The following is a 23165-nucleotide window of genomic DNA, read 5'->3' on the forward strand; positions in this document are numbered from 1 at the left end:
ACTCAAGCAGACCACTAACGCCGAAAGCAGCAACCCGGCATAAACCCCGACCGCTAACGCCAGAACCTAGCAACCCGGCATAAACCCCGACCGCTAACGCCAGAACCTAGCAATCCAGCACCCCCAACCGCTAACCTCCGCGCAGCGCCCCCTCCAGCGCTGCGCGCCACCCACCGGCCTACGTTCCGTTCTTCGTCACGATCGGCACCCAGGCGCCGCCCTTGACCTGATACATCGTCGATGAAGCATTCTTCAACGCGCCGGTATTGTCGAAAGCAATCGTGCCCGTAATGCCCGGGAACGAAATAGCTTTCAGCACCGGACGGTAGACCTTCGGATCGATAGAATTAGCCTTCTGCATGGCATTGATCGCGGCCCATGCAGCGTCGTAACCGAACGGCGAATACGAGAGAATCGCCACGCCGAAATGCTTCTGGAATTTATCGGCGAACGCCTTGCCCTGCGGCAGCTTCTCAAGCGGACTGCCGTATTCCCACGCCATCGCACCATCAGCCGCGTCGCCGGCAAGCTTCAGGAAGTCCGCGTCCATCACGCCACCGCCGCCCACTAGCTGAGCGTTGATGCCAAGTTGCCTCATCCGCTTCGCCACCGCTGCTGCTTGCCGGTCGAGGCCGCCAAAGAAGATCAGGTCGGTACCCGCACCCTTGAGCGCGGTGAGTTGCGCGCTGAAATCGACGGTCTGGTTGTCGCTGTACTGACGCGCGATGATCGTGCCGCCCGCCGCCTTCACCGCTTTCTCGAACTCATCGGCTTCACCCTGGCCGAAGGCCGTCCGGTCGTCGATGATCGAGATCTTCTTCGCTTTCGTCACCGTTACCGCATACGTCCCGGCGGTACCGGCGTTCTGGGCATCGCTGGAAATGACGGTGAAAACGTTGTCGAACCCTCGCTGCGTAATGGTCGGATTGGTCGCCGCGGGATCGATCACCGGAATGCCGGCGGTCTGGTAGACCTGTGACGCCGGAATCGTCGTGCCTGAATTGAAGTGGCCGACAACGACAGCCACACCGCCATCCACCAGTTTTTGCGCCGCCTGCACGCCGATGCGCGGGTCGGCCTGGTCGTCTTCGGCCTGAATGACGAAGTTGGCCGTCTTGCCGCCAATCTGGATCTTCTTCGCGTTCGCTTCATCCAGCGCCAGTTGCACGCCGTTTTGCAGGTCCTTCCCGTAACCTGCGTTCGCGCCCGTCAGCGGGGCGGCAAAGCCGACCTTGACGTCGAATGTGTCGGCAGCGGCCGAGAGCGGTAATGCCCCCAAGCTGGCAGCAGCGCACGCAAGAATCCAGGCAAGCGGTTTGAGTTTGGTTCGAAGATGCACTTTTATTCTCCTTCGGGGTTGGACAGGTCCGGCGAGCAGGGCGATCAGGTTTCGCTTTCGCGTTTTGGTTTTCTCTACACGTTTCAACTCCGTTTTCGGGTTCACGACTGCACCACGGCGGGCACGCTGGGAGCAAGACGGGACTTGCCCGTGTGCGCCGCCATTATCGTGTGGACGAAAAAGCCGGTTGAGCTTGTTGAACGAACTCGCTGGCGACCCAGCAGCAGATGCAATTTAGGAAGCCAAATTACCGGCGTCTTGGCAGTTCGTCGCATCAGCAATGCGGATTTCGGCATAGCGGGTTTAAGCGGATTGCCGAAGCTCCCTAAGCTGGCACTGCCGCCGTTGTTGACCCCCTCGGGCAATACCCTGATGCAGGCGATCATCTGTCCTGTTTGCCGCTGAAGATTGCGGCACAAACCGCGCAGGCGTTGCTCAAGAGCAATGCGGAATCTCGTTATTGTTCTTATATATCAAACACATTACTTAATAGTTTCAAATAAGGAAGTTATAAAATCGTAAAGAATGACATTTGTAAGGTGATTTTTACCTCTCTGTAATTATAATGAGAATCGTTCTCATTTATATTGACGTTCAAACTTTGCGTGGGTACGATTCGCTTCGCTGGTGCCCTCTGGATGGTGGCCCGGAGGACGTTTCAGCGCTGATGTGCGGGGCTTGTCGCCCTCGTCGTTGCAACGTCTTTAGAACAATCAACACGACGCGTTAGCAGCCGTCGCAACAAGAAAGAGGATTTCGATGCAACCCGTCCAGCTCGCTCCGCGCGAATCGCGCGTTGAATCGCGACACGATTCACGCCCCGACGCGACACTGCGCGCTGCCAACAAGCGCCGTGGTGCGCCTTTCCGCCGGGCGGTGCTCGGTACCAGCCTGGCGCTGTTTGCGCTGGCTTCATCGGCGACATTCTCGGCGGCATTTGCCGCAGGCGAGCCGGCCAACCCGGACGCAACCCCTTCTGATGCCCCCGAAGCCGACCTGAACATCCAGGCGCAACCGGCGGGTCAATGGACTGGCACATGGGGCCGTTCAACTCTGCTCGGCGACATGGGCGGCATTCGCTCATTTCTCGGCCAGTACGGCGTGACGCTGCAAGCGACGGAAGTATCGGAATATCTCTACAACACGCGCGGCGGCCTGCAAACCGGCGGCACCTACGACGGTCTGACCACGGTCACCCTTGGCCTCGATACGCAAAAGGCCTTCGGGCTGCCGGGTGGCACGTTCAACGTGAGCGCGCTGCAGATCCACGGCCGCAACCTGAGCGAGTTCAACCTCGGCACGCTGAACACCGCGAGCGGGATCGAAGCACAGGACACCACGCGCCTCTGGGAGCTCTGGTATCAGCAGTCGTTCCTGAACAAAGCCGTAGACGTGAAGGTCGGCCAGCAGAGTATTGACCAGGAGTTCATGGTCAGCAGCTACGCGGCCACGTTCGTGAACACCATGTTCGGCTGGCCGGGCCTGCCGTCGTATGACATGCCTTCGGGCGGTCCGGCGTATCCGCTGTCCGGACTGGGCGTGCGCGTACGCGGCCAGATTTCGCCCTCATTGACCGCACTGGCAGGTGTGTTCGACGCAGATCCGCTCGGCAACAACCCGAACAATCTCAGCGGTACGAACTTCAACCTGCATAACGGCGCGATGTATATCGGCGAATTGCAGTACTCGATCAACCAGCCGTCCGACGGCCAGATGGAAGGCGTGCCGCAAACCGGCTTGCCCGGTACGTACAAGATCGGCTTCTGGTACAACAACGAACGCTTCGCTGACCTGAGCACTGACAACACCGGCCTGTCGCTCGCCAATCCGCTGAGCAGCGGTACGCCGCAAAACCATAACGGCAACTACAGCTTCTACGCCGTTGCGGACCAGATGATCTGGCGTCCGAACCCGGACGAACCGCGCAGCATCGGCGTGTTTGCACGCGTGATGGGTGCGCCGGGCGACCGCAATCTGGTGAGCTTTAGCGCCAACGCGGGCATTGTGATGAAAGCCCCGTTCGCCGGCCGCGACAACGACAGCGTGGGCCTTGGCCTCGCCTACATCAAGGTCGGCAGCCACGCGCACGACCTCGATATCGCGGCCGCAGCCGCAAGCGGCGGCCCGTACGGCATACGCACCCAGGAAACCGCGCTCGAGGCGACCTATCAGTACCAGGTCAACCCGTGGTGGGTCATGCAGGGCGATCTGCAATACACCTTCAACGCGGGCGCCGGCCAGAATCCGAGCGATCCCACGCAGCCGCTGCGCAACACGTTGGTCGTCGGCGTGCGCACCACCATCACTTTCTGATCGGCGTGATCCTGAACGCACGCACCCGAGGCTTTTGTATGAAACAACTTATCAAATCCCGAGCGCTTTCGGCCACGCTTTCGACCATTGCGTCAGGCGCGTTGCTGGTGGGTGGTCTTGTCAGCAGCGTGGCGCACGCAGCGCCGATCGGCTTTCTCGAGACACTGCACAAACACACCACGCTGATCAACACCGTGCCGTCCAACGGCGACCAGAACCCGTATGCGATCGTGGTCGCGCCGGTGTCGTCGGGCACGGTCAAGCAGGGTGACGTGCTGGTGGGTAACTTCAACAACGCCGCGAACCTGCAAGGTACCGGCAGCACGATCATCAACTATCATCCCGACACCAAGGAGATGACGGTGTTCGCCACCGTGCCGCGCGACCTGAAGGAGTGTCCGGGCGGTATCGGCCTCTCCACCGCGATGACCATGCTTAAGTCGGGCTGGGTGATCGTCGGCAGCACGCCAAGCAATGATGGTACGACCGGCACCAAGGGCGCGGGCTGCCTGATCGTGCTCGACAACCAGGGCAAGGTAGCGTCCACCATTGTTAGCGCGAACATCAACGATCCGTGGGGCAACATGGCGGTCGTCGATAACGGCGATCACGCTACGCTGTTCCTGAGCAATGCCGGCTTCGGCGTGGGCGGCGCGGACGGCACGCCGCCAGTGTTCAAGCAGGCGACCATTCTTCGCCTCGACCTGGATATTGCGCAAGGCAAGGCGCCGGTGGTCAAGCAGGAAACGGTGATCGCCAGCGGTTTCGGCGCGCAGGCCGACAAGGGCGTGTTCCTGGTGGGTCCAACGGGCCTGGCGTTGTCTCCTGATCAGAAGCTGCTGTATGCGTCGGACGCCATCGGCAACCGCGTAACCGAAATCGATGAACCCATGACCCGCGATACCAGCGCGGGTGTTGGCCGCGAGTTGACCGCTGATGGTTTCCTGCATCGTCCGCTCGCGATGGTGACGGCGCCCAACGGTCACTTGCTGGTTACGAATGCGTTGAACGGCCAGGTGGTGGAGATCGATCCGGCGACGGGCAAGCAACTGTATGCACGGTGGATCGATACCGACAAAGCGCAATCGCCGCCGGGCAATGGTGACTTGTTCGGCATCGCGATGACGCCGGAAGGTGACGGTTTTTACTACGTACAGGACGATGTAAACACGCTGGTCCTGGCGAAGTAGGTACGTGAAGTAAGCAAAGCGAACTAATTAGCATAGCAGGGCGACATCATGACAAACGATCAAGATCCACCGCGCCGCCGCTTTCTGAAAGCGGGCGTTGCCGCAGGCGCGGCGTTAGGCGCGGGTTCAGTCGCGCACGCCGCGACCAAGGCGCAGTTCAAGCAACCCATCGACCCGATGCTCATGGTCGAGCCGTTCTTCGGCGAGCATCAGGCGGGTATCGTGACACCGCAGCAGAGCCATACGTACGTGGCGTCGCTCGATCTCACGACCGACAAACGCGAAGAAGTGATCGGTCTTCTGAAAGAGTGGACGGATGCCGCCGCGCGCATGTCGCGCGGTGACACGGCCAAGCCTTTGCCCGCCGACGACAAAGCCGCACCCGATTCCGGCGATATCCTCGGCCTCGGCGCCGCGGGCCTCACGATCACGTTCGGTTTTGGCCCGGGATTGTTCACGCACGAAGGCAAGGATCGCTACGGTCTGGAGAAACGCCGGCCCGCAGCGCTGGTCGACTTGCCGCGCTTCAACGGCGACCAATTGCTGCCGCAGAAAACCGGCGGCGACATCCTGATTCAAGCCTGCGCCAACGACGCTCAAGTCGCATTCCACGCAGTGCGTCAACTCGCGCGCATGGGCTACGGCATCGTGGCCATGCGTTGGGCTCAGGCGGGTTTCCTCTCCGGTCCGCGTGGACAGACGCCGCGCAACCTGATGGGCTTCAAGGACGGCACCAACAATCCATCGACCGCGAAACCGGCGCTGATGAATCAGTTCGTGTGGGCCAACGCACCCGACGCGCCGTGGATGAACGGTGGCACGTACACGGTCGTGCGCCGTATCCGTATCACGCTGGAACACTGGGACACCATGGAACGTGGTTTCCAGGAACAGGTGATGGGCCGCGAGAAATACAGCGGTGCGCCGATCGGCAAGAAGAACGAAACCGATGCGTTGGATCTCGATGCCACTGACAAAGACGGCAATCAGGTGATTCCCGAAAACTCGCACGTGCGTTTGTCGAACCAGGCAACGAACAACGGTGCGCAGATCTTGCGCCGTTCGTATTCGTATAACGACGGCACCGATTTTTATATCGAGCGGTGGCCGCCATGGCGCCAGGAAACCGAGTACGACGCGGGGTTGATCTTCGTCGCGCATCAAAGCGATCCGCGCACCGGTTTCGTTCCGATCAACGAACGGCTGGCGAAGTTCGACATGATGAATCAGTTCACCACGCACGTGGGCAGCGCGGTGTTCGCGTGTCCGCCGGGCGTGCGGCCGGGATCGTTTATCGGCGCGGGGCTGTTCGAAACCTGATTCAAAGCAAGCCAGAAGCCCAAGCTAAAGTACACGCCGGCAACGAGCCGGCGCACCACAACAAAAGGAATGACTGCAATGAACACCACACGCTCCCTGCCCGTGCTGCGCACGCTTTGCGGCATCGCGGTGCTGGCTGCCGCGGCGGCGTTGCCGCTGAACTCGGAAGCGGCGACGCTGACCTTGTACAACGCGCAACACGAGCAGGTCGTGGCCGCGCTGGCGAAGGACTTCGAGAAGCAATCCGGTGTGTCGGTGAAGGTTCGTAACGGCGAAGGCCCGGCCATGGCGGCACAACTGGTCGCGGAAGGATCGGCTTCTCCCGCCGATGTCTACTTCACCGAGAATTCGCCCGAACTGATGTTGCTGGACGAGAAGGGCCTGCTCGCCAAAACCGATGCGTCCACGCTCTCGACCATCCCGTCGCGCTACAACTCGCCGCAGGGCGACTGGGTCGGCGTGCTCGCGCGTGAGAACGTGCTGGTCTACAACACGAAGAAGATCGATGCGGCGCAACTGCCGGCATCGCTGATGGATCTCGCCAAGCCGGAATGGAAAGGCAAGGTCGGCATTGCACCGAGCGACGGCGATTTCCTGCCGGTGGTGAGCGCGGTGATTGCGATGAAGGGCGAAGCACAAGCGCTCGAATGGCTCAAGGGCCTGAAGAAAAACTCGCAGATCTTCGATGACGACGAAGGCGTGGTCGCAGCGGTGAATCGCGGCGGCGTGGCGACGGGCGTAGTGAACAACTACTACTGGGCGCGCCTGCATGTGCAACTGGGCGACAGCGCGACCCGCAGCGCGATCTATCACTTCGGTAATGGCGACGTGGGCGCACTCGTGAACGTATCGGGCGCGGCGGTATTGAAGTCGAGCAAGAACCAGGAGGCCGCGCAGCAGTTCCTGGCGTATCTGGTCAGCGAACGTGCGCAGGACCTGATGGCCAAGGGCAAGATCGCGTTCGAATATCCGCTGCATGCGGGTGTTTCTCCCGACCCGCTGCTCAAGCCTTTCGACCAGTTGAGCCCGCCGTCGTTGACGGTTGAACAACTCGGCGATGACAGCAAGGCCGCGAAGCTGATGCGTCAAGCCGGATTACTGTAAGCGCAGGAGAGTATGAGCGATGTTGTGAAGGCGGTTGGCGTATCCGCGCTGCCCGAACCCCGCGGCCGCAAACGCGCGCCGCGGGGTTTGCTCGTGGCGGCGGGATTGTGCGCGCTGCTGGTGCTGATGCCGCTCGCCTTCACGGTGTATCGCGCGGTGACGTTCGGCTGGGATGACGCCATCGAACTGATCTTCAGGCCGCTGGTGGGCGAATTGCTCATCAACACGCTGTCCATTACCGTGAGCGCCACGCTCGTGTCAGCGGTAGTGGGGACGGCGGCAGCATGGTTTATCGAACGAACGGGTTTGCCCGGGCGGCGACTGTGGGCGGCTCTCACGGTTGCGCCGCTCGCGATGCCTGCGTTCATCACGAGTTACGCATGGGTGTCATTGAGCCTCGATTTGCAGGACTTCGCGGGCGCGTTGCTCGTGATTTCCACTGCGTATTTCCCCCTTGTCTATTTGCCTGTTGCCGCCGCCTTGCGTGGCATGGATCCGGCGCTTGAAGAAAGCGCTCGCTCGCTGGGTTGCGGACGTGTTGGCGTGTTCGTGCGCGTGGTGCTCCCGCAATTGCGGCCCGCGCTGCTTGGCGGAATGCTGCTGGTGGCGCTAGGCGTGCTGTCGGAATTTGGCGCGTTCACGCTGTTGCGCTTTCGGACCTTTACTACGCAGATCTACGCCGAATACAGGACCAGCTTCGATAGCAGCGGCGCGTCTGTATTCGCGTGCATTCTTATCGCGATGTGCCTGTTCTGTCTCGCGCTGGAAATGCGCGTGCGGGGCGGCGCACGCTATGAACGCGTCGATCGCGGCGTGAGGCGTGCCGCATTGCGTTATGAACTCGGCGCGTGGCGATGGGTGGTGGTCGCCGCATTTGTACTGCTGGCGATCGTGACACTGGGTGTGCCTATCGGCATGATCGGTTTCTGGCTGACGCAAAGCGGCGCCGCCGCGATCACGCCGGCGGAGGTATCGCCGGAACTGCTGATTGAATCGACTTTGTCATCGATCGGTTATGGTTGCGCCGCTGCAGTCGTCACTACGCTCGCGTGCGTGCCGCTCGCGTTCCTGCTGGTGCGTTTTCCGAGCAGGGTTGCGACTACGTTCGAGCGCATCGTGTTCCTGGCGCAAGGATTGCCGAGCCTGGTGGTCGCGCTGGCGATCGTGTCGCTGGCCGTGCACGCGTTGAGGCCGTTGTATCAGAGCGCCGAGTTGCTGGTCGTGGCCTACGCCATTTTGTTCCTGCCGCTCGCGCTGGTCAGCGTGCGCGCGGCGTTTACGCAGGCGCAACCGCGTCTTGAAGAGACCGCTCGATCGCTTGGGCTAAGCTGGCGTGAAACCGTGCGGCGTGTGCTCTTGCCGCTGGCCGGGCCGGGTCTGGGCGCCGGTGCAACCATGGTCTTTATCTCGGTCGTCACTGAACTCAATTCCACGTTATTGCTGTCGCCAAGCGGGACACGCACGCTCGCCACGCAAGTGTGGATCGATACGTCCACGCTCGCGTTTGCCGCCGCTGCGCCGTATGCCGCATTGCTCGTGGGCATTTCGCTGGCGGCATCGATCGCGTTGTTCACGTTGCTCGGACGATCGGCGGTAGCGGGACGTGCGGCTGATTTAAAAGCAGGACTACAGGCCGGTTCGCCGCCTGACAAGTAAATCGATATGAGCGAACTTCGCGTTACCAGCCTGACCAAGTCCTTCGATGGTCAACCCGTGCTTCATGGTGTCGATTTATCGGTGGAACGCGGTACCTTGCTTGCCTTGCTCGGGCCATCCGGCAGCGGCAAGACCACGCTCTTGCGCGTGCTGTGCGGCTTCGAACGGGCCGACGCCGGCACCGTCGAGATCGATGGCGTGCGCGTGGCCGGACCGGGCATTCACGTGCCGTCAGAAGCGCGGCGGATAGGCTATGTGCCGCAGGAAGGCGCGCTTTTTCCCCATCTTTCGGTCGCCGATAACATCGTCTTCGGCTTGCCGCGGCAGCAGCGGCGGGCGCGGTATCGCGTGGATGAATTGCTGGCGCTCGTGGGTCTGCCGGCGGCCTATGGCGACCGCGCGCCGCAGGCATTGTCCGGTGGGCAGCAGCAACGTGTCGCGCTGGCGCGAGCGCTTGCGCCGTCGCCCTCGCTCGTGATGCTCGACGAACCGTTTTCTTCCCTCGATGCCGCGTTGCGGATCGAAACGCGTGAGGCCGTGGCGAACGCGCTCGCGGCAACGGGCGCCACCGCGGTGCTGGTGACGCACGATCAGGCCGAGGCGTTGTCGCTCGGGCACGAGGTGGCGGTGTTGTGGCGTGGCCGTCTTGTGCAGACGGATTCGCCGGAGGCGGTGTATCGGCGGCCGGTGTCGCGTGAGCTGGCGAGTTTTGTCGGCGACGCGGTGATCGTGCCGGGGTTGATCGATTCCGGGAATTCGAAGCAGGTGATATGCGAGTTCGGCACCTTGCCGATCGCACGCACCGTGGTCGCCAGCGATGTCGATGTGATGATCCGGCCGGAGCAGATCCGGATTGTTTCCGATCATCGTGCGGAAGGTGATGGCGTTCAGGCGATAGTCGAGAAAGTCGTGTTCTATGGTCACGATGCCAGCGTCATGCTGCGTTCCCTCACAGGCGAGCGCGGTGTGCAGATTCGCGTGGCGGGGCATTCGCATCCGCGTGTCGGCGAGCGCATCGCGCTGTCGGTCGAAGGCGATGTCGTGGCTTATCCCAAGGGCTAGCCAGGGGTAGTTGGGGGCCGATGTTATGACGGCCATTTCGCTTATTTGACAAAGTGCATATGCACAAATATAATCGGCAGATGACTACCCAAGACCTGTCCTATCTCGACTGCAACTGCTTCGCCATCCGTCAGGCGGCGCGGTTTGTGTCGCAGCTTTATGAGCGTCACGTCAGCCAGGCAGGCGTGACGGCGGCGCAATTTACGTTGCTCGCGGCAATCCACCGGCGACCGGGCGTGACCATGGCCGACCTCGCGGACGCCATGGTGATGGAACGCACCACGCTGGTCCGGGCGCTAAAACCGCTGCAGCGCGACGGGCTGGTCACGGCCGCCCAGCAAGACGCCAGCACGCGGGCTGTCGCGCTGTCCCTGTCGGACGCAGGCAAGAAGACGCTCGGCGAAGCATCGCTGCGCTGGCGCGACGCGCAGCGTGAATTCGAAGACAAGTTCGGCCGGGAACGCGCCGGCGAACTGAGAAAGTCGCTGCTCGAACTGACATCGGCGGAATGAAATACTCGCTCGGCATGCCGCCGGGCGTTTTTTTACCTCATAAAGTGCATATGCACTACGGAGATTGAGATGGAAATCAAAGGAAAAGTCGTGTTGGTGACGGGCGCTAATCGCGGCCTTGGCGAGCAGTTTGCGAAAGCGTTGCTCGCGGCGGGGGCATCGAAGGTATATGCATCGGCGCGCGATAAAAGCCAGGTCAAGGTGCCCGGCGTTGAGGCTGTGCAACTCGACGTGACGAATGCGCAGAGCATTGCTGCTGCGGCCGACCGCCTGACCGACGTGCAGATCGTCATCAACAATGCCGGCGCAATCATTGGCGGTTCGTTGCTCGATGGCGCGGCCATTGATGCCGTGCGCTCGCAGCTCGAGACCAACGTGATCGGTCCGCTCGCCGTTACCCAGGCCTTCGCACCAATCCTCAAGCGCAACGGCGGCGGTGCGGTGGTCAACATTCTGTCGGTGCTGAGCTGGTTGACCATCGACAACACGGGTTCGTACAGCGCGTCCAAGTCCGCCGCGTGGGCGATCACGAACGGCCTGCGCACCGAACTGCGTGGACAGAACACGCTGGTGGTGGGAGTGCATCCGGCGTTTATCGATACCGATATGACCGCGGGGATCGACGCGCCAAAGACATCGCCGGAAGACGTCGTGCGTCAGGTGCTGGACGGCATCGAGCAAGGCAAGCAAGAGATCCTCGTCGATGAAGTCGGCCGCAACGTGAAGGCGTCGTTATCGTCGGCAACGCCTGCTTATCTCTCGCCGGCGCATTAATTTTTCTGGTCAATCAGGAGCGAAGAACCATGAGCCATCAACGTGAAATCGTGCTGTGCGAGCCGGTCAGGACCGCGATCGGTGCATTCAACGGGGCGCTGAAAGGCACGCCCGCGACGGACCTTGGCGCGGCTGTGGTCCGTGAAACGCTGCGGCGTGCAGGGGTTGCAGGACAGGACGTGGATTCGGTCACCTTGGGCAACGTGATCCAGGCGGGTAACCGCATGAATCCCGCGCGCCAGGCGGCCGTGAACGGTGGTTTGCCAGTGTCCGTTCCCGCGCTAACCGTGAACCGCGTGTGCGGCTCGGGCGCGCAGGCGATTGTATCGGCGGCTAACGAGATCACGACCGGCTTTGTGCAACTCGCGGTAGCGGGCGGCATGGAGAACATGGATCGCGCGCCGTATCTGCTGGATAACGGGCGTTTCGGATATCGGATGGGCAACGCGGAAATCCACGACAGCATGTTGCGCGATGGCCTTGACGACGCATTCTCCGGCAAGCATTCCGGCTGGCATACGGAAGACCTCGTCCTGCAAATGGACATCACGCGCGAAGCGCAGGACCGTTTCGCCGAGCGTTCGCAGCAACGTTTCGCCGCAGCGCAGGCGAAGGGATGGTTCGCGGGGGAGATTGTCGGCGTGGAGGTGAAGGCGGGCAAGCAAAGCGTTGTTTTCAATGTCGACGAACAGCCGCGGCCGGACACCACGTTCGCGACGTTGTCAAAACTGCGTCCCGCATTCCGCCCCGACGGCACGATCACCGCGGGCAACGCGCCGGGTCTGAACAGCGGCGCGGCAGCGATGCTCGTGGCAGATCGCGCGTTCGCCGAGCGCAAGGGGATCCAGGCATCGGTACGGCTGGTCGCATACGGCATTGCGGCGGTCGAACCGGGCATGTTCGGCCTTGGACCGGTGCCGGCCGTCCAGCAGGCGCTGGATCGCGCAGGCTGGAAGCTGGGCGATCTGGAGCGCATCGAGATCAACGAAGCGTTTGCTGCCGTGCCGATCGCGGTTGCACGGAAACTGGGTCTGCCCGATGACGTGGTGAACCCCGAAGGCGGCGCGATTGCCCACGGCCACGCTATTGGCGCAACCGGCGCGGTGCTGGTCACGCGTCTCGCCCACGCGATGAAACGCGACGGTTTGAAGCGAGCGATGGTGACGCTGTGTATCGGCGGCGGGCAGGGGATTGCGCTGGCGTTGGAAAGCGTTTGATTGGGCGGGATTAGCTCGTGGGCTAAACATGGGCATTGGCAGGGGCGTTTGAGTTCGCGATTGAAGAGGATTGCGTCGTCTGGACCGGACGCTTGTGGTGCATTGCACAAGGGAGATTCCCCGAACCCTCGACACGCCTTCCAGGACTCCCGCATCGCTCAGCATCGTCGAACAAACGCGGTCCAGCGCGCTAAACGGGCGAATAACGCGAAAAGTTGGCGGATTACAGCGATAGTCTCTCGCATGGGGACGGGACGCGGACAGTAAGGTGAAAGCTCGTTTGGCGGCGCGTCGGAATCAGCTTGATCCGGGCGTCGCCATTCCTGTTTCCCGGAGTGCACGAGCTATGAGAATCCCCCTGTCCGCCGGCATTGCCGTGCTGTTCCTGAGCACCAGCGCGCTTGCGCAACAACCGCTCGCCCTTCCAATGCGCAGCCAGAACCCGGCGCAAACCAGGATCGATACCGCGATGTGCTACAGCTACGCCAATCAACATACCGGCGTAGTGATGGCGCGCGTGTCCCAGTTGCCCGAAAAGCCGAAGACCGTGAAGCCGGGTGCGGTGAATCCAGTTGCGGTGGCGGCGCCGTTGCCCTCTGCGATTGCGCCCGGGTCCGCGCCGGATGCGGCATCGGCGATGGAAGCGTCCTCGACGCCTACGCCCGGTGTGGCGGCGGATGCTCGCGCTGCCGCGAACGCAAGTTCGACGTCCGCCGATGCGCCTATGCCTGCGTTGCCTCCGCCCGAGCCGCCAATGGTCCAGTACTGGCGTTCGTATGGTGAATGCATGACGGACCGCGGGTATATGGTGCGATAAGGGGCATGGTTTTTCGCTCGCGCCGGTGGACGGGGTTGGGGTTTTGGTGGTTGCGGGGTTAGTTAGTGGTCGGGGGTCTATGCCGGGTTGCTGCTTTCGGTGTTAGTGGTCTGCTTAGGTCGGCTATTCTCTTTATCACTGTTAGCCACTGCGCGTGGCGGCGCGTCATTTCTTTGTCCAAAGCGACAAAGAAACGAAGCAAAGAAAACGCTTTCAAAACGCGGGCTCGTAAGTTGACCTAGCGTGCAGTTTCCAAGTTTTTGGCCCCCCAAAAGCACGGTGCTCGCAAGAACCACCAATGTTTGAACCCCTCCTTCTCGCGAATTCTTACACGCACACGCTTCGCCCCGTACGCTCTCGGGCAAGCACGAGCTGATCGTGCTAACAACCGCCCGAATAAAACCTGACGCCAAGCATGTCGACCACGTTACGCTATATTTCGGTAAATATAGCGTTACGAAAAAATACGTCACACCTATGGGGTATGCATAAACCGGCCAAACGAATTTGATGGGGCACGTGTAACCGACCGTGGCCCCTGGACGAACTAGCTAACAGACGCTCAGTGAATGTGGGGTTGATAAACCCGAGCCACATTCAAGACCCGGTTGAAATAGGCCACAGGCTTTCAAAATTAGTCACGATTTTTTCGTTTCCAATGGATTAAAGCCGTGATTGAAGTGTTTGCCTGTTAGGACCATAACCGCGGTTCACCGTAGCGACCCGGAAAGACGATTCACACAAAGAACGGCCTTCCTCAAAGCGTAAGTTTTGTTCAGGAGCACATCATGCAGACCCGTCGCCGGTTTATTTTTGTAGGCAGCGTTTTTGCCGCAGCGGCGTTTGCCGCGTTCAATCAACGTCGCGTGTTGGGCGCGACCGGAAAAAGCGGCAGCGCCGATGAATCGTTCGAGGTCGTTCATCCTGACGACCAATGGCGCCGCCTGCTGACGCCTGCGCAATACAACGTGCTTCGCCACGAAGGCACGGAACGTCCTTACAGCAGCCCCTTGAACGACGAACATCGTAGCGGCACATTTGCGTGCGCCGGATGCCAACTCGATGCGTTTTCATCGCGCACGAAGTTCGACAGCCATACGGGCTGGCCCAGCTTTTGGGCACCGCTCGACCACGCGGTGGCTACGCATGAAGATTTGTCTTTTGGCGTATCGCGCACGGAGGTGCATTGCCGGCGTTGCGGTGGACATCTCGGCCATGTATTCGATGACGGTCCTAAGCCCACCGGGTTGCGTTACTGCATGAACGGCCTCGCGATGACGTTCAAACCCGCCGCTGCCTGAGCAGGTTGCCTGAGTAAGTTGCCTGACTCGCTGCACTAACCACAGAAACTGCTTTGCGCTGCACGCCGACCACCTAAAGACCTAAGAACCTTCACGCTCATGTTACTCATTGTCCTGGCTTACCTTGGCGGTGCGCTCACTATCCTGAGCCCCTGCATCTTGCCCGTGTTGCCCTTCGTGTTCTCGCGGGCGGACCAACCGTTCGCGCGCAGCGGCCTGCCTTTGCTTGCCGGCATGGCCATCACGTTCGCAGCAGTCGCGACGCTCGCGGCAGTGGGCGGCGGCTGGGTGACACAGGCGAACCAGTACGGACGCTGGCTCGCTGTCGCATTGCTGGGCATCTTCGGCTTGACGTTGCTGTTGCCAAGCTTCGCCGAACGCCTCATGCGTCCGTTTGTTAGCGCCGGCAATCGGCTGACCGAATTTGCCCAAGCTGACGGACAACAAGTGCGCGCAAGTTCGTCGTTCCTGCTGGGCATTGCGACCGGTTTGCTGTGGGCGCCATGCGCCGGCCCGATTCTGGGCCTTGTACTGACAGGCGCGGCATTGCGTGGCGCAAGTGTCGGCACGACGCTGCTGCTGGTCGCTTACGCGGCGGGAGCCGCGACTTCGCTCGCGGTGGCGTTGCTGATCGGCGGCCGGGTGTTTGCCGCCATGAAACGTTCGCTTGGGGCGGGCGAGTGGATTCGTCGTGGTATTGGTGCCGCGATGTTGCTGGGTGTGGTCGCCATCTCGTTAGGACTCGATACGGGCGTGCTTGCACGGGTGTCTACCGTTGCGACGGGTGGCATCGAACAGAAACTGGTGGACCGGTTGTCAGGTGGTACTGCGCAGGCCAAGGCCCTCAATAGCGATGCGGCCGCGCCCGCCCAGACCACCGCGGCAACCGATGCCGCCGCGCCCGCGATGATGCGTGCAGCCGCGAGTCCTGATGCGCCACTATCGCTGCCTGTGGAAGGCGAATTGCCGTCGCTGTCCGGCGCCGTTCAATGGCTCAATTCGCCGCCGCTCACGGCGCAAGATTTGCGGGGCAAGGTCGTGCTCGTCGACTTCTGGACTTACTCGTGCATCAACTGCCTGCGTTCGTTGCCTTACGTGAAAGCGTGGGCACAGAAGTATCGCGATCAGGGGCTGGTGGTGATTGGTGTGCACGCGCCCGAGTTTGCGTTCGAGCGTAACGTGGACAACGTCAAGCGCGCGACGCACGATCTGGGTGTCGACTATCCGGTGGCCATCGATAACAACTACGCAATCTGGCGTGCATTTGGTAACCAGTACTGGCCCGCGCATTATTTCATCGATGCCAAGGGGCAGGTTCGCTTCCATCACTTTGGCGAAGGCGACTATGCACATTCGGAGCAGGTGATCCAGCAGTTGCTGGCGGAAGCCGGCCACGCGAATGCGGGCGCAATGGTCAGCGACGACACGGCAGCGAAGGGCGTGCAAATGGCCGCCGATAACGCCGACATGCAGTCACCGGAAACCTACGTGGGCTACGAACGCGCGGAGAACTTTGGCGGTAAGGGTGGCGAATCGCATGACCGCGTTCACACATATGCCGCGCCTGGTCAACTCGCGCTTAATGAATGGGGTCTGGCGGGTGCGTGGAAAGTGGGTTCGGAGCAAGCGTCGCTCGCGGCTTCGACGGGAACGATTGTGTATCGATTCCATGCACGGGACTTGCATCTCGTGCTGGGACCAGGAAAGGACAACAAGCCGGTGAGATTTCGCGTCAGCATCGATGGCGCCGCGCCCGGCGACGCGCACGGGTCGGATGTCGAGGCCGATGGCACCGGCACGGTCACGGAGCAGCGGTTGTATCAACTCGTGCGGCAGTCGGGCGATGTAAAGGATCACACGTTCACGATTGAATTCCTGGATCCTGGTGTCGAGGCGTATGCGTTCACGTTTGGTTGAACCGAGAAGGCATAGCGAGAAGTACTATGCGTCGTTGAAGCGGTAGATCAGCATTCGGCCTTTATAAGCAGCGGTATCGTCGAAGGCGATTTTATCCAGCCGTTCCTCGTGCATCTGGAAGCCGCGTTCGCCCATTTGGCGGTTGAACGCGGCGCGATTGCCCCGGTCGGGGTCCACGATCCAGACCTCGGCGGCCGACGATGCGTGCAGTCCGATGAACGCGGCGAGCGTCGCGTTGGCATCGCGTTCGTAGAGCAGGTCGCTGCCCATGATCAGGTCGAAGCGGCCATCGACAATGCGCCGTCCCGCCTCATCTTTGAGGGTGTCTTCCAGTTCAGGGATGGACCAGTTGCCGTGCCGGTATTTCATGGGCGGCAGGTGGTTCAGGCGCAGGTTTTCTTTCAGGAAGTCCCCGGTCAGCGGATGGCAATCGCTGGCGGTGACGTCGGCTCCGCGTCGGTGTCCGACGAGGCTGGCGAGCGCGAGTCCGCAACCAATTTCAAGAATGCGTTCACCGATCAGGACCGGCCGCAGGGCGAGGCGCGCGGCGAGGTGCGCGCCCGATGGCCACAGCATGCCGAACAACGGCCACATGGCAGAAGAGATGCCGATTCGTTCGGCGACGCCGGTGGGGTCGGAGAATTGCTGAAGGTCTAGCAGCGAACGGATGATCAGGTCTTCAACGCCTGTAACGGCGATGTTTTGTTGCTTGGTCAGGTAACCGGGCATCAGGGAGGCGCGGAGTGAAGCCGCGCGGGGGGACGGGGACACAGTATGCGCTTGTTTGAAAATCTGCCGGTTCAGGCCGGTCCGAGCCCGGTGCTAACCACCGCCGTCCGCGTTTGTCCCTATCGCGTCCCGCCCGTGTCCACTCCAATAATGTAATCCATTACATCCGCCGGCCGCGAGTTGAAATAAATGACGGAAATATTCCGCACCGCCGATGAAATCTCAATCTCCGACGTCGCACAGAAGGCGGGCGTATCGGTCGCGACCGTGTCCCGCGTGCTCAACGGCCACACCAACGTCCGGGAACCCACCCGCGACAAAGTGCTTGCAGCGGTTGCCGCGAGCGGGTACCGAATCAACGAACTCGCCCGCAATTTGCGCACGGCCGAGAGCCGCATGCTGCTCACCCTGGTCCCCGACTTCGGCAACCCGTTCTACGCCGCCATCGTTCGCGGCATCGACAGCGTCGCCCGTCAAAACGGCTATTTCATGCTGCTCTGCGATACAGGCGCCGATCCCGGCCGCGAACGCAGTTACTTCGACTTGCTAAGAGGCCGCCGCGCCGACGGCGCCATCTGCCTCGATCCTGCCGCCATTCAGCAGGCGCTGGTAGAAGAAGCTGCCACGCTTCCCTGGGTAGCATGCTGCGAGTTCGATCCGGCGGCGGGTGTGCCGTACGTAGGTATTGATAACTATGAAGCCGCCGGAGACGCAATCCGCCACTTGATCAGCCAAGGCCACCGAAAAATCGCGTTGATCAATTCGGGCCACGGATATTTATATAGCCGCCAGCGCGCGGAGGGATATCGGGATGCGCTGAGCGCCGCTGGCATCGAGGCAGATCCCGCCTGGCAAGTCGACCTCGATACCCTCGATTACGCGGCCGGTGAAACCGCCGCGCGCAAGCTGACACGCCTGCGGCGCAACCGACCGACGGCAGTGTTCGCCGTCTCCGACACCCTCGCAATCGGCGTGATCAACGGCTTGCGCGGCGTCGGCTTGCGCGTGCCGGACGACATGGCGGTGATCGGCTTCGACGATATTGCCGTCGCCGCGCAAATCGATCCCCCGCTCACGACGGTCGCTCAACCCATGCGTGAACTTGGAGAAACCGCCGCGCGCCTGCTGCTCAAACGCCTGCGCGAACCGGACGCACAGGTGCCTGGCGTGCTGTTACCGCACAAGCTGATGATACGAAGGAGCGCGTGATCATGAGCCTGGCTGTCGGCTTCGATAACATCGAAAAACAGTTCGGACCTGTTCGCGTGCTGCATGGCGTGAGCTTTGACCTAGCCCCCGGACGCATCTATGGCTTGCTTGGCGAAAACGGCGCGGGCAAGTCGACGCTGATGAAGATCCTCGCCGGCTATGAACGTCCGAGCGCGGGAACGTTTTCCATCGACGGCGTGGTCAAGAGCTTCGATAGTTCCCGCGATGCCGAAGCCACGGGCATCGTGCTGATCCATCAGGAACTGAACCTCGCGGATCATTTGAGCATCGTGCAGAACATGTTTCTTGGGCACGAGATAAAGCGCGGTCTCTTCCTCGATGAACCCGCCATGCGCGAGGCCGCACGCGCGCGTCTCGCCGACGTCGGCTTGCACAAGCATCCGGATACCAGAGTGCGCGACCTGATCGTCGCGGAGAAGCAGCTTGTGGAAATCGCCAAGGCCATGCTGCGCGATGCCCGCCTGTTGATCATGGACGAACCGACCGCCACGCTCACGCCCGCTGAAACGCAACGCCTGTTCGCATTGATGGCGCGGTTGAAGGACGATGGCGTGACCATCATTTATATCTCGCACAAACTCGACGAAGTGGAACGCGTCACTGACGAAGTCATCGTGATGCGCGACGGCCGCTTCGTCTCGCGCGGATTGACTGCCGAGACCACGCGCCAGCAGATGGCGAACCTGATGGTTGGACGCGAAGTGTCCGACATGTTCCCGGATAAACCTGTCATCGCCGCCGATGCACGGATTGCGTTCAAGGTCGATAACGCCTATGTGCCGGGATGGGCGGAGAACGTGAGTTTCTCGGTGCGGGCAGGCGAAGTGTTCGGCTTCGCGGGACTCGTGGGCGCGGGACGCACGGAACTCTTCGAAGGACTCATCGGCCTGCGGGCGCGCACGGCGGGACGCATTACGCTTGACGGCGAGAACATCAATCCGCGCAATCCCCGCGCCGCGATGAAACACGGCATCACGTATTTGAGCGAGGACCGCAAGGGGCGCGGACTGCACGTCGACATGGCGTTGAAAGACAACCTCACCATGATGACGCTGGAGCGCTATGCGCATCCGCTGCTCGACGCGCAAGCGGAACGCGATGCGCTTAAAAAGGCGGTCGGCGACTTTGGTATCCGCACCGGCAACCTGGCGAGCCGCGCGCGCATGTTGTCGGGCGGCAATCAGCAAAAGCTGGCGCTCGCGAAGTTCCTGCATCCCGATCCACGCGTGGTTGTCCTTGACGAACCCACTCGCGGCGTCGATGTCGGCGCGAAACGCGACATCTATTTCCTGATCCACGCGCTCGCCGCCGAAGGCCGCGCGGTGATCGTCATCTCATCCGAACTGATCGAGCTGATTGGTTTATGCCATCGCGTGGCGGTGATGCGCGGCGGCCAGCTTGTCGCCACGCTCGGTGCCGGACATCTGACTGAAGAGAGGTTGATCGCGCATGCGACCGGCACACACTGAAGACGTTGAAGGATCGAGCCGTCTGGGCAGCTTCGCGCGGCGGCTGCACGGCGTCGGGCCGTTGCTCGGACTGGTCGCGCTGTGCATAGGCGGCACGCTGCTGAACCCGGACTTCGCCACCTTCGACAACGCGATGAACGTCCTCACGCGAACCTCGTTCATCGGCATCATTGCGGTGGGGATGACCTTCGTGATCATCTCGGGTGGCATCGATCTCTCGGTTGGATCGATGGCTGCGCTGATCGCGGGCAGCATGATCTGGGTCATGAACGCGCTTGCGCACGGCGTGCGCGGACACACGCTTGCACCGCTTGCCATTATTGCTGTCGGCATAGTTTTAGCCCTTGTTTTAGGGGGTCTTTTTGGTTTGGCGCATGGTCTGCTGGTGACCAAGGGACGTATAGAACCGTTCATCGTGACACTGGGGACACTTGGAATTTTCCGCGCGGTGCTGACGTGGCTCGCGGATGGCGGAGCGCTTACGCTCGACAACAATTTGTCCGATCTCTATGGCCCCGTGTATTACGCCAGCCTCTTCGGCATTCCCGTGCCGATCTGGGTGTTCCTGATCGTTGCGGCGGGCGGTGTGATCGTGCTGAACCGAACCGTGTTCGGGCGGCATGTGCAAGCTATCGGGTCCAACGAACAGGTCGCCCGTTATGCGGCCATTCGCGTGGATTCCGTGAAGATCGTCACGTACGTGCTGCTTGGGTTATGCGTCGGCGTGGCGACGGTGCTGTATGTGCCGCGCCTCGGGTCTGCCACGCCAACCACCGGTCTCCTCTGGGAGCTTGAAGCGATCGCGGCGGTGGTCGTTGGCGGCACTGCTCTAAGAGGTGGGGAAGGGCGCGTGATCGGGACGGTGATCGGCGCAATCCTGCTGTCGGTGATCGCGAACATCCTCAATCTCACGAGCATCATCAGTGTGTATCTCAATGCGGCAGTGCAAGGCGCCGTGATTATTTTTGTAGCGTTTTTACAGCGTGGACGTCGTTGAAGTGTGTTCGAACCGTGCCCTGAAATCCTCTCAGGCGCCTGTCAAAACAATGGAGACACAGCATGAAAAACATTCTTCGCGTACTCGGCGGCTCACTCGGCGCAATAGCGCTGGCGGCGAGCGCCGTCTCGGCCAGCGCCGCCGATAAAGTCACGCTCGGCGTCGCTATTCCGACTGCGACGCACGGCTTCACCGGCGGTATCGTGTGGTGGGCCAACGAGGCAAAAAAGGAACTGGAGCAGGCGCATCCGGACCTGAAGGTCATCATCAAGACAGCGGGCGGCGCGCCGGAACAGGCGAACCAGTTGCAGGACCTGGTGACGGTGAACAAGATCAATGCGCTGGTGATTTTCCCGTTCGAATCGGCGTCGCTGACGCAGCCGGTGGCGCAGGTCAAGAAGAAGGGCGTGTACGTGACCGTGGTGGATCGCGGGCTGACCGATACCAGCGCGCAGGACGCGTATGTAGCCGGCGACAACACCGCGTTCGGCAAGCTGCCGGCTGAATATCTGGCGAAGACCATGGACGGCAAGGGCGACATTGTCGCGTTGCGCGGCATCCCGACTACGCTGGATAACGAACGCTGGGCTGCGTTTGAATCGGTGATCAAGCAGCATCCCGACATGAAGATCCTGGACGCCAAATACGCCAACTGGAATCGCGATGACGCGTTCAAGGTCATGCAGGATTACCTGACGCGTTTCAAGCATATCGATGCGGTCTGGGCGGCCGATGACGACATGATGATCGGCGTGCTGAAGGCGATCGATCAGGCGAAGCGGACGGACATCAAGCAGGTGTTTGGCGGCGCGGGATCGAAGGAAGCGGTCAAGCGGATCATGGATGGCGACAAGCTGGTCCAGGCGGATGTGTCGTACTCGCCCAAGTTCATTTATGACGCCATCAAGCTCACTGCCGAAGCGCGTTTGAAGGGTGAGAAGCTGCCGCCGACGACCATCATTCCCTCGGTGCTGATCACGAAGGACAACGCCAAGCAGTTCTATTATCCGAACTCGCCGTTCTGAGTTCCCGGCGGCTTGAACACAGCTAAGTTAGCGGATCGATGCACATGAAAACCATCAAGGGCCCCGCCATTTTTCTGGCGCAGTTTCTAGGCGACACGTTGCCCTTCGACAACCTCGCGCATCTGGCGGGCTGGGCAAAGGGCCTGGGTTATGAAGGTATCCAGGTGCCGTGCGATCCGCGGCTGATCGATCTCGAACAGGCCGCAAAGAGCGATGCATATTGCGATGATCTGCTTCGCGTAGTGGACGACGCAGGCGTGAGCATCACGGAGTTATCGACGCATTTGCAGGGGCAGCTTGTCGCGGTTCATCCGGCCTACGACACGCTCTTCGATGGTTTCGCCGCACCACATGTTCGCGGCGATCCGAAGGCGCGCACCGCGTGGGCGATCGAGCAGGTCGGGTTCGCGGCGGCGGCATCGAAGCGCTTGGGCCTGAGCGCGCACGTGACGTTTTCGGGGGCGCTGGCATGGCCTTATTTGTATCCGTGGCCGCAGCGCCCGCAGGGTCTTGTTACGGCCGCGTTTGAAGAATTGGCGCGGCGCTGGCGGCCGTTGCTGGATGCCTTCGATCAAGCCGGTGTGGATGTTTGCTACGAGTTGCATCCGGGCGAGGATTTGCACGATGGTGTGACGTTCGACCGTTTTCTTGCCGCTGTGGACGCTCACCCGCGAGCGAACATCCTGTTCGATCCTAGTCATTTCTTGCTGCAGCAACTGGACTACCTTCAGTTCATCGATATTTATCACGAACGCATCAAGGCTTTCCATGTGAAGGACGCGGAGTTTCGTCCTGACGGGCGCCAGGGGGTATATGGCGGTTATTCGGGGTGGGTGGATCGCGCGGGACGTTTTCGGTCGCTGGGCGACGGGCAGATCGACTTCGGGGCGATCTTTTCGAAGATGGCCCAGTACGATTTTCCCGGTTGGGCCGTGCTTGAATGGGAGTGCGCGTTGAAGCACTCGGAGGATGGCGCGCGGGAGGGGGCGGAGTATATCCGCAAGCACATCATTCACGTAGCGGACCGCGCATTCGATGACTTCGCCGGAAGTGACGCGAACGGTGAGAAAATACGGGAGGTGCTGGGATTAGGGCCTTTAGACTGAGGCCGCAAGACCCGAGGCGGAGAACCCGAGGCCTTGAAGCACCGAACACCAGTCCACCGGTCCGTCTGCCAAGCCCAACCTAATTTG

General features: G+C 61.2%; 20 protein-coding genes. 18 read left to right on the forward strand and 2 right to left on the reverse strand.

The features are described from left to right. Window positions 1–178: 178 nt before the first annotated feature. A complete protein-coding gene (locus tag FH08_RS0139105; protein ID WP_031363561.1) occupies window positions 179–1339 on the reverse strand; it encodes a branched-chain amino acid ABC transporter substrate-binding protein in 1161 nt (386 codons plus the stop codon). On the opposite strand from FH08_RS0139105, the gene FH08_RS0139110 reads away from it, so the two are divergent. From FH08_RS0139110 to FH08_RS0139170, 13 genes are all read left to right on the forward strand, one after another. Beyond that, a complete protein-coding gene (locus FH08_RS0139110; RefSeq protein WP_031363562.1) occupies window positions 1334–1744 on the forward strand; it encodes a hypothetical protein in 411 nt (136 codons plus the stop codon). The genes FH08_RS0139105 and FH08_RS0139110 overlap by 6 nt on opposite strands. A 354-nt stretch (window positions 1745–2098) precedes the next feature. Then, window positions 2099–3652, forward strand: coding sequence for a carbohydrate porin (locus tag FH08_RS0139115; protein ID WP_035568439.1), 1554 nt, complete (start codon window positions 2099–2101; stop codon window positions 3650–3652). Window positions 3653–3690: 38 nt separating this feature from the next. Then, window positions 3691–4842: a hypothetical protein gene (locus tag FH08_RS0139120; RefSeq protein WP_031363564.1), complete on the forward strand. Its 1152-nt coding sequence runs from the start codon at window positions 3691–3693 to the stop codon at window positions 4840–4842. Between the two features lie 48 nt (window positions 4843–4890). Beyond that, window positions 4891–6162, forward strand: a complete 1272-nt coding sequence (efeB, locus tag FH08_RS0139125) for an iron uptake transporter deferrochelatase/peroxidase subunit (RefSeq protein ID WP_031363565.1) — start codon at window positions 4891–4893, stop codon at window positions 6160–6162. 78 nt (window positions 6163–6240) lie between these two features. Continuing rightward, window positions 6241–7266: an iron ABC transporter substrate-binding protein gene (locus tag FH08_RS0139130; protein WP_031363566.1), complete on the forward strand. Its 1026-nt coding sequence runs from the start codon at window positions 6241–6243 to the stop codon at window positions 7264–7266. A gap of 12 nt (window positions 7267–7278) precedes the next feature. Continuing rightward, window positions 7279–8922, forward strand: a complete 1644-nt coding sequence (locus tag FH08_RS0139135; protein ID WP_051888882.1) for an ABC transporter permease — start codon at window positions 7279–7281, stop codon at window positions 8920–8922. A 6-nt stretch (window positions 8923–8928) separates the two neighbouring features. Next, window positions 8929–9984 (forward strand): ABC transporter ATP-binding protein, encoded by a 1056-nt coding sequence (locus FH08_RS0139140; RefSeq protein ID WP_031363568.1) that lies wholly within the window; start codon window positions 8929–8931, stop codon window positions 9982–9984. An 80-nt stretch (window positions 9985–10064) separates the two neighbouring features. Continuing rightward, window positions 10065–10496: a MarR family winged helix-turn-helix transcriptional regulator gene (locus FH08_RS0139145; protein ID WP_031363569.1), complete on the forward strand. Its 432-nt coding sequence runs from the start codon at window positions 10065–10067 to the stop codon at window positions 10494–10496. Between the two features lie 69 nt (window positions 10497–10565). Continuing rightward, on the forward strand, window positions 10566–11270 hold the full coding sequence (locus FH08_RS0139150) for an SDR family oxidoreductase (protein ID WP_031363570.1): 705 nt from the start codon (window positions 10566–10568) through the stop codon (window positions 11268–11270). 29 nt (window positions 11271–11299) lie between these two features. After that, the gene (locus tag FH08_RS0139155; RefSeq protein ID WP_031363571.1) at window positions 11300–12487 is read left to right on the forward strand and encodes a thiolase family protein; all 1188 of its coding nucleotides are present in this window, start codon (window positions 11300–11302) and stop codon (window positions 12485–12487) included. 346 nt (window positions 12488–12833) lie between these two features. After that, window positions 12834–13304: a hypothetical protein gene (locus FH08_RS0139160; protein WP_031363572.1), complete on the forward strand. Its 471-nt coding sequence runs from the start codon at window positions 12834–12836 to the stop codon at window positions 13302–13304. Window positions 13305–14092: 788 nt separating this feature from the next. After that, the gene (msrB, locus tag FH08_RS0139165) at window positions 14093–14605 is read left to right on the forward strand and encodes a peptide-methionine (R)-S-oxide reductase MsrB (protein ID WP_031363573.1); all 513 of its coding nucleotides are present in this window, start codon (window positions 14093–14095) and stop codon (window positions 14603–14605) included. A gap of 99 nt (window positions 14606–14704) precedes the next feature. After that, window positions 14705–16522 (forward strand): cytochrome c biogenesis protein DipZ, encoded by a 1818-nt coding sequence (locus FH08_RS0139170; protein ID WP_031363574.1) that lies wholly within the window; start codon window positions 14705–14707, stop codon window positions 16520–16522. 24 nt (window positions 16523–16546) lie between these two features. On the opposite strand, the gene FH08_RS0139175 is transcribed toward FH08_RS0139170, so the two are convergent. After that, entirely contained in the window at window positions 16547–17251 is a 705-nt protein-coding gene (locus tag FH08_RS0139175) for a class I SAM-dependent methyltransferase (RefSeq protein WP_031363575.1), read from the reverse strand. Window positions 17252–17440: 189 nt separating this feature from the next. On the opposite strand from FH08_RS0139175, the gene FH08_RS0139180 reads away from it, so the two are divergent. The 5 genes from FH08_RS0139180 (at window position 17441) to FH08_RS0139200 (ending at window position 23078) form a co-directional block, all read left to right on the forward strand. Beyond that, entirely contained in the window at window positions 17441–18460 is a 1020-nt protein-coding gene (locus tag FH08_RS0139180; protein WP_031363576.1) for a LacI family DNA-binding transcriptional regulator, read from the forward strand. A 2-nt stretch (window positions 18461–18462) separates the two neighbouring features. Continuing rightward, window positions 18463–19950 (forward strand): sugar ABC transporter ATP-binding protein, encoded by a 1488-nt coding sequence (locus tag FH08_RS0139185; RefSeq protein WP_031363577.1) that lies wholly within the window; start codon window positions 18463–18465, stop codon window positions 19948–19950. After that, window positions 19931–20947, forward strand: a complete 1017-nt coding sequence (locus FH08_RS0139190; protein WP_031363578.1) for an ABC transporter permease — start codon at window positions 19931–19933, stop codon at window positions 20945–20947. Before FH08_RS0139185 ends, FH08_RS0139190 begins: the two co-directional genes overlap by 20 nt. Before the next feature lie 62 nt (window positions 20948–21009). After that, window positions 21010–21972: a substrate-binding domain-containing protein gene (locus tag FH08_RS0139195; protein WP_031363579.1), complete on the forward strand. Its 963-nt coding sequence runs from the start codon at window positions 21010–21012 to the stop codon at window positions 21970–21972. 44 nt (window positions 21973–22016) lie between these two features. Beyond that, window positions 22017–23078 carry a sugar phosphate isomerase/epimerase family protein gene (locus FH08_RS0139200; RefSeq protein ID WP_031363580.1) on the forward strand — a complete coding sequence of 354 codons (1062 nt, stop codon included), beginning with the start codon at window positions 22017–22019 and terminating at the stop codon, window positions 23076–23078. The last annotated feature ends 87 nt before the right edge of the window (window positions 23079–23165 follow it).

Source organism: Caballeronia sordidicola (genome assembly GCF_000729995.1).
Lineage (GTDB): Bacteria > Pseudomonadota > Gammaproteobacteria > Burkholderiales > Burkholderiaceae > Caballeronia > Caballeronia sordidicola_A.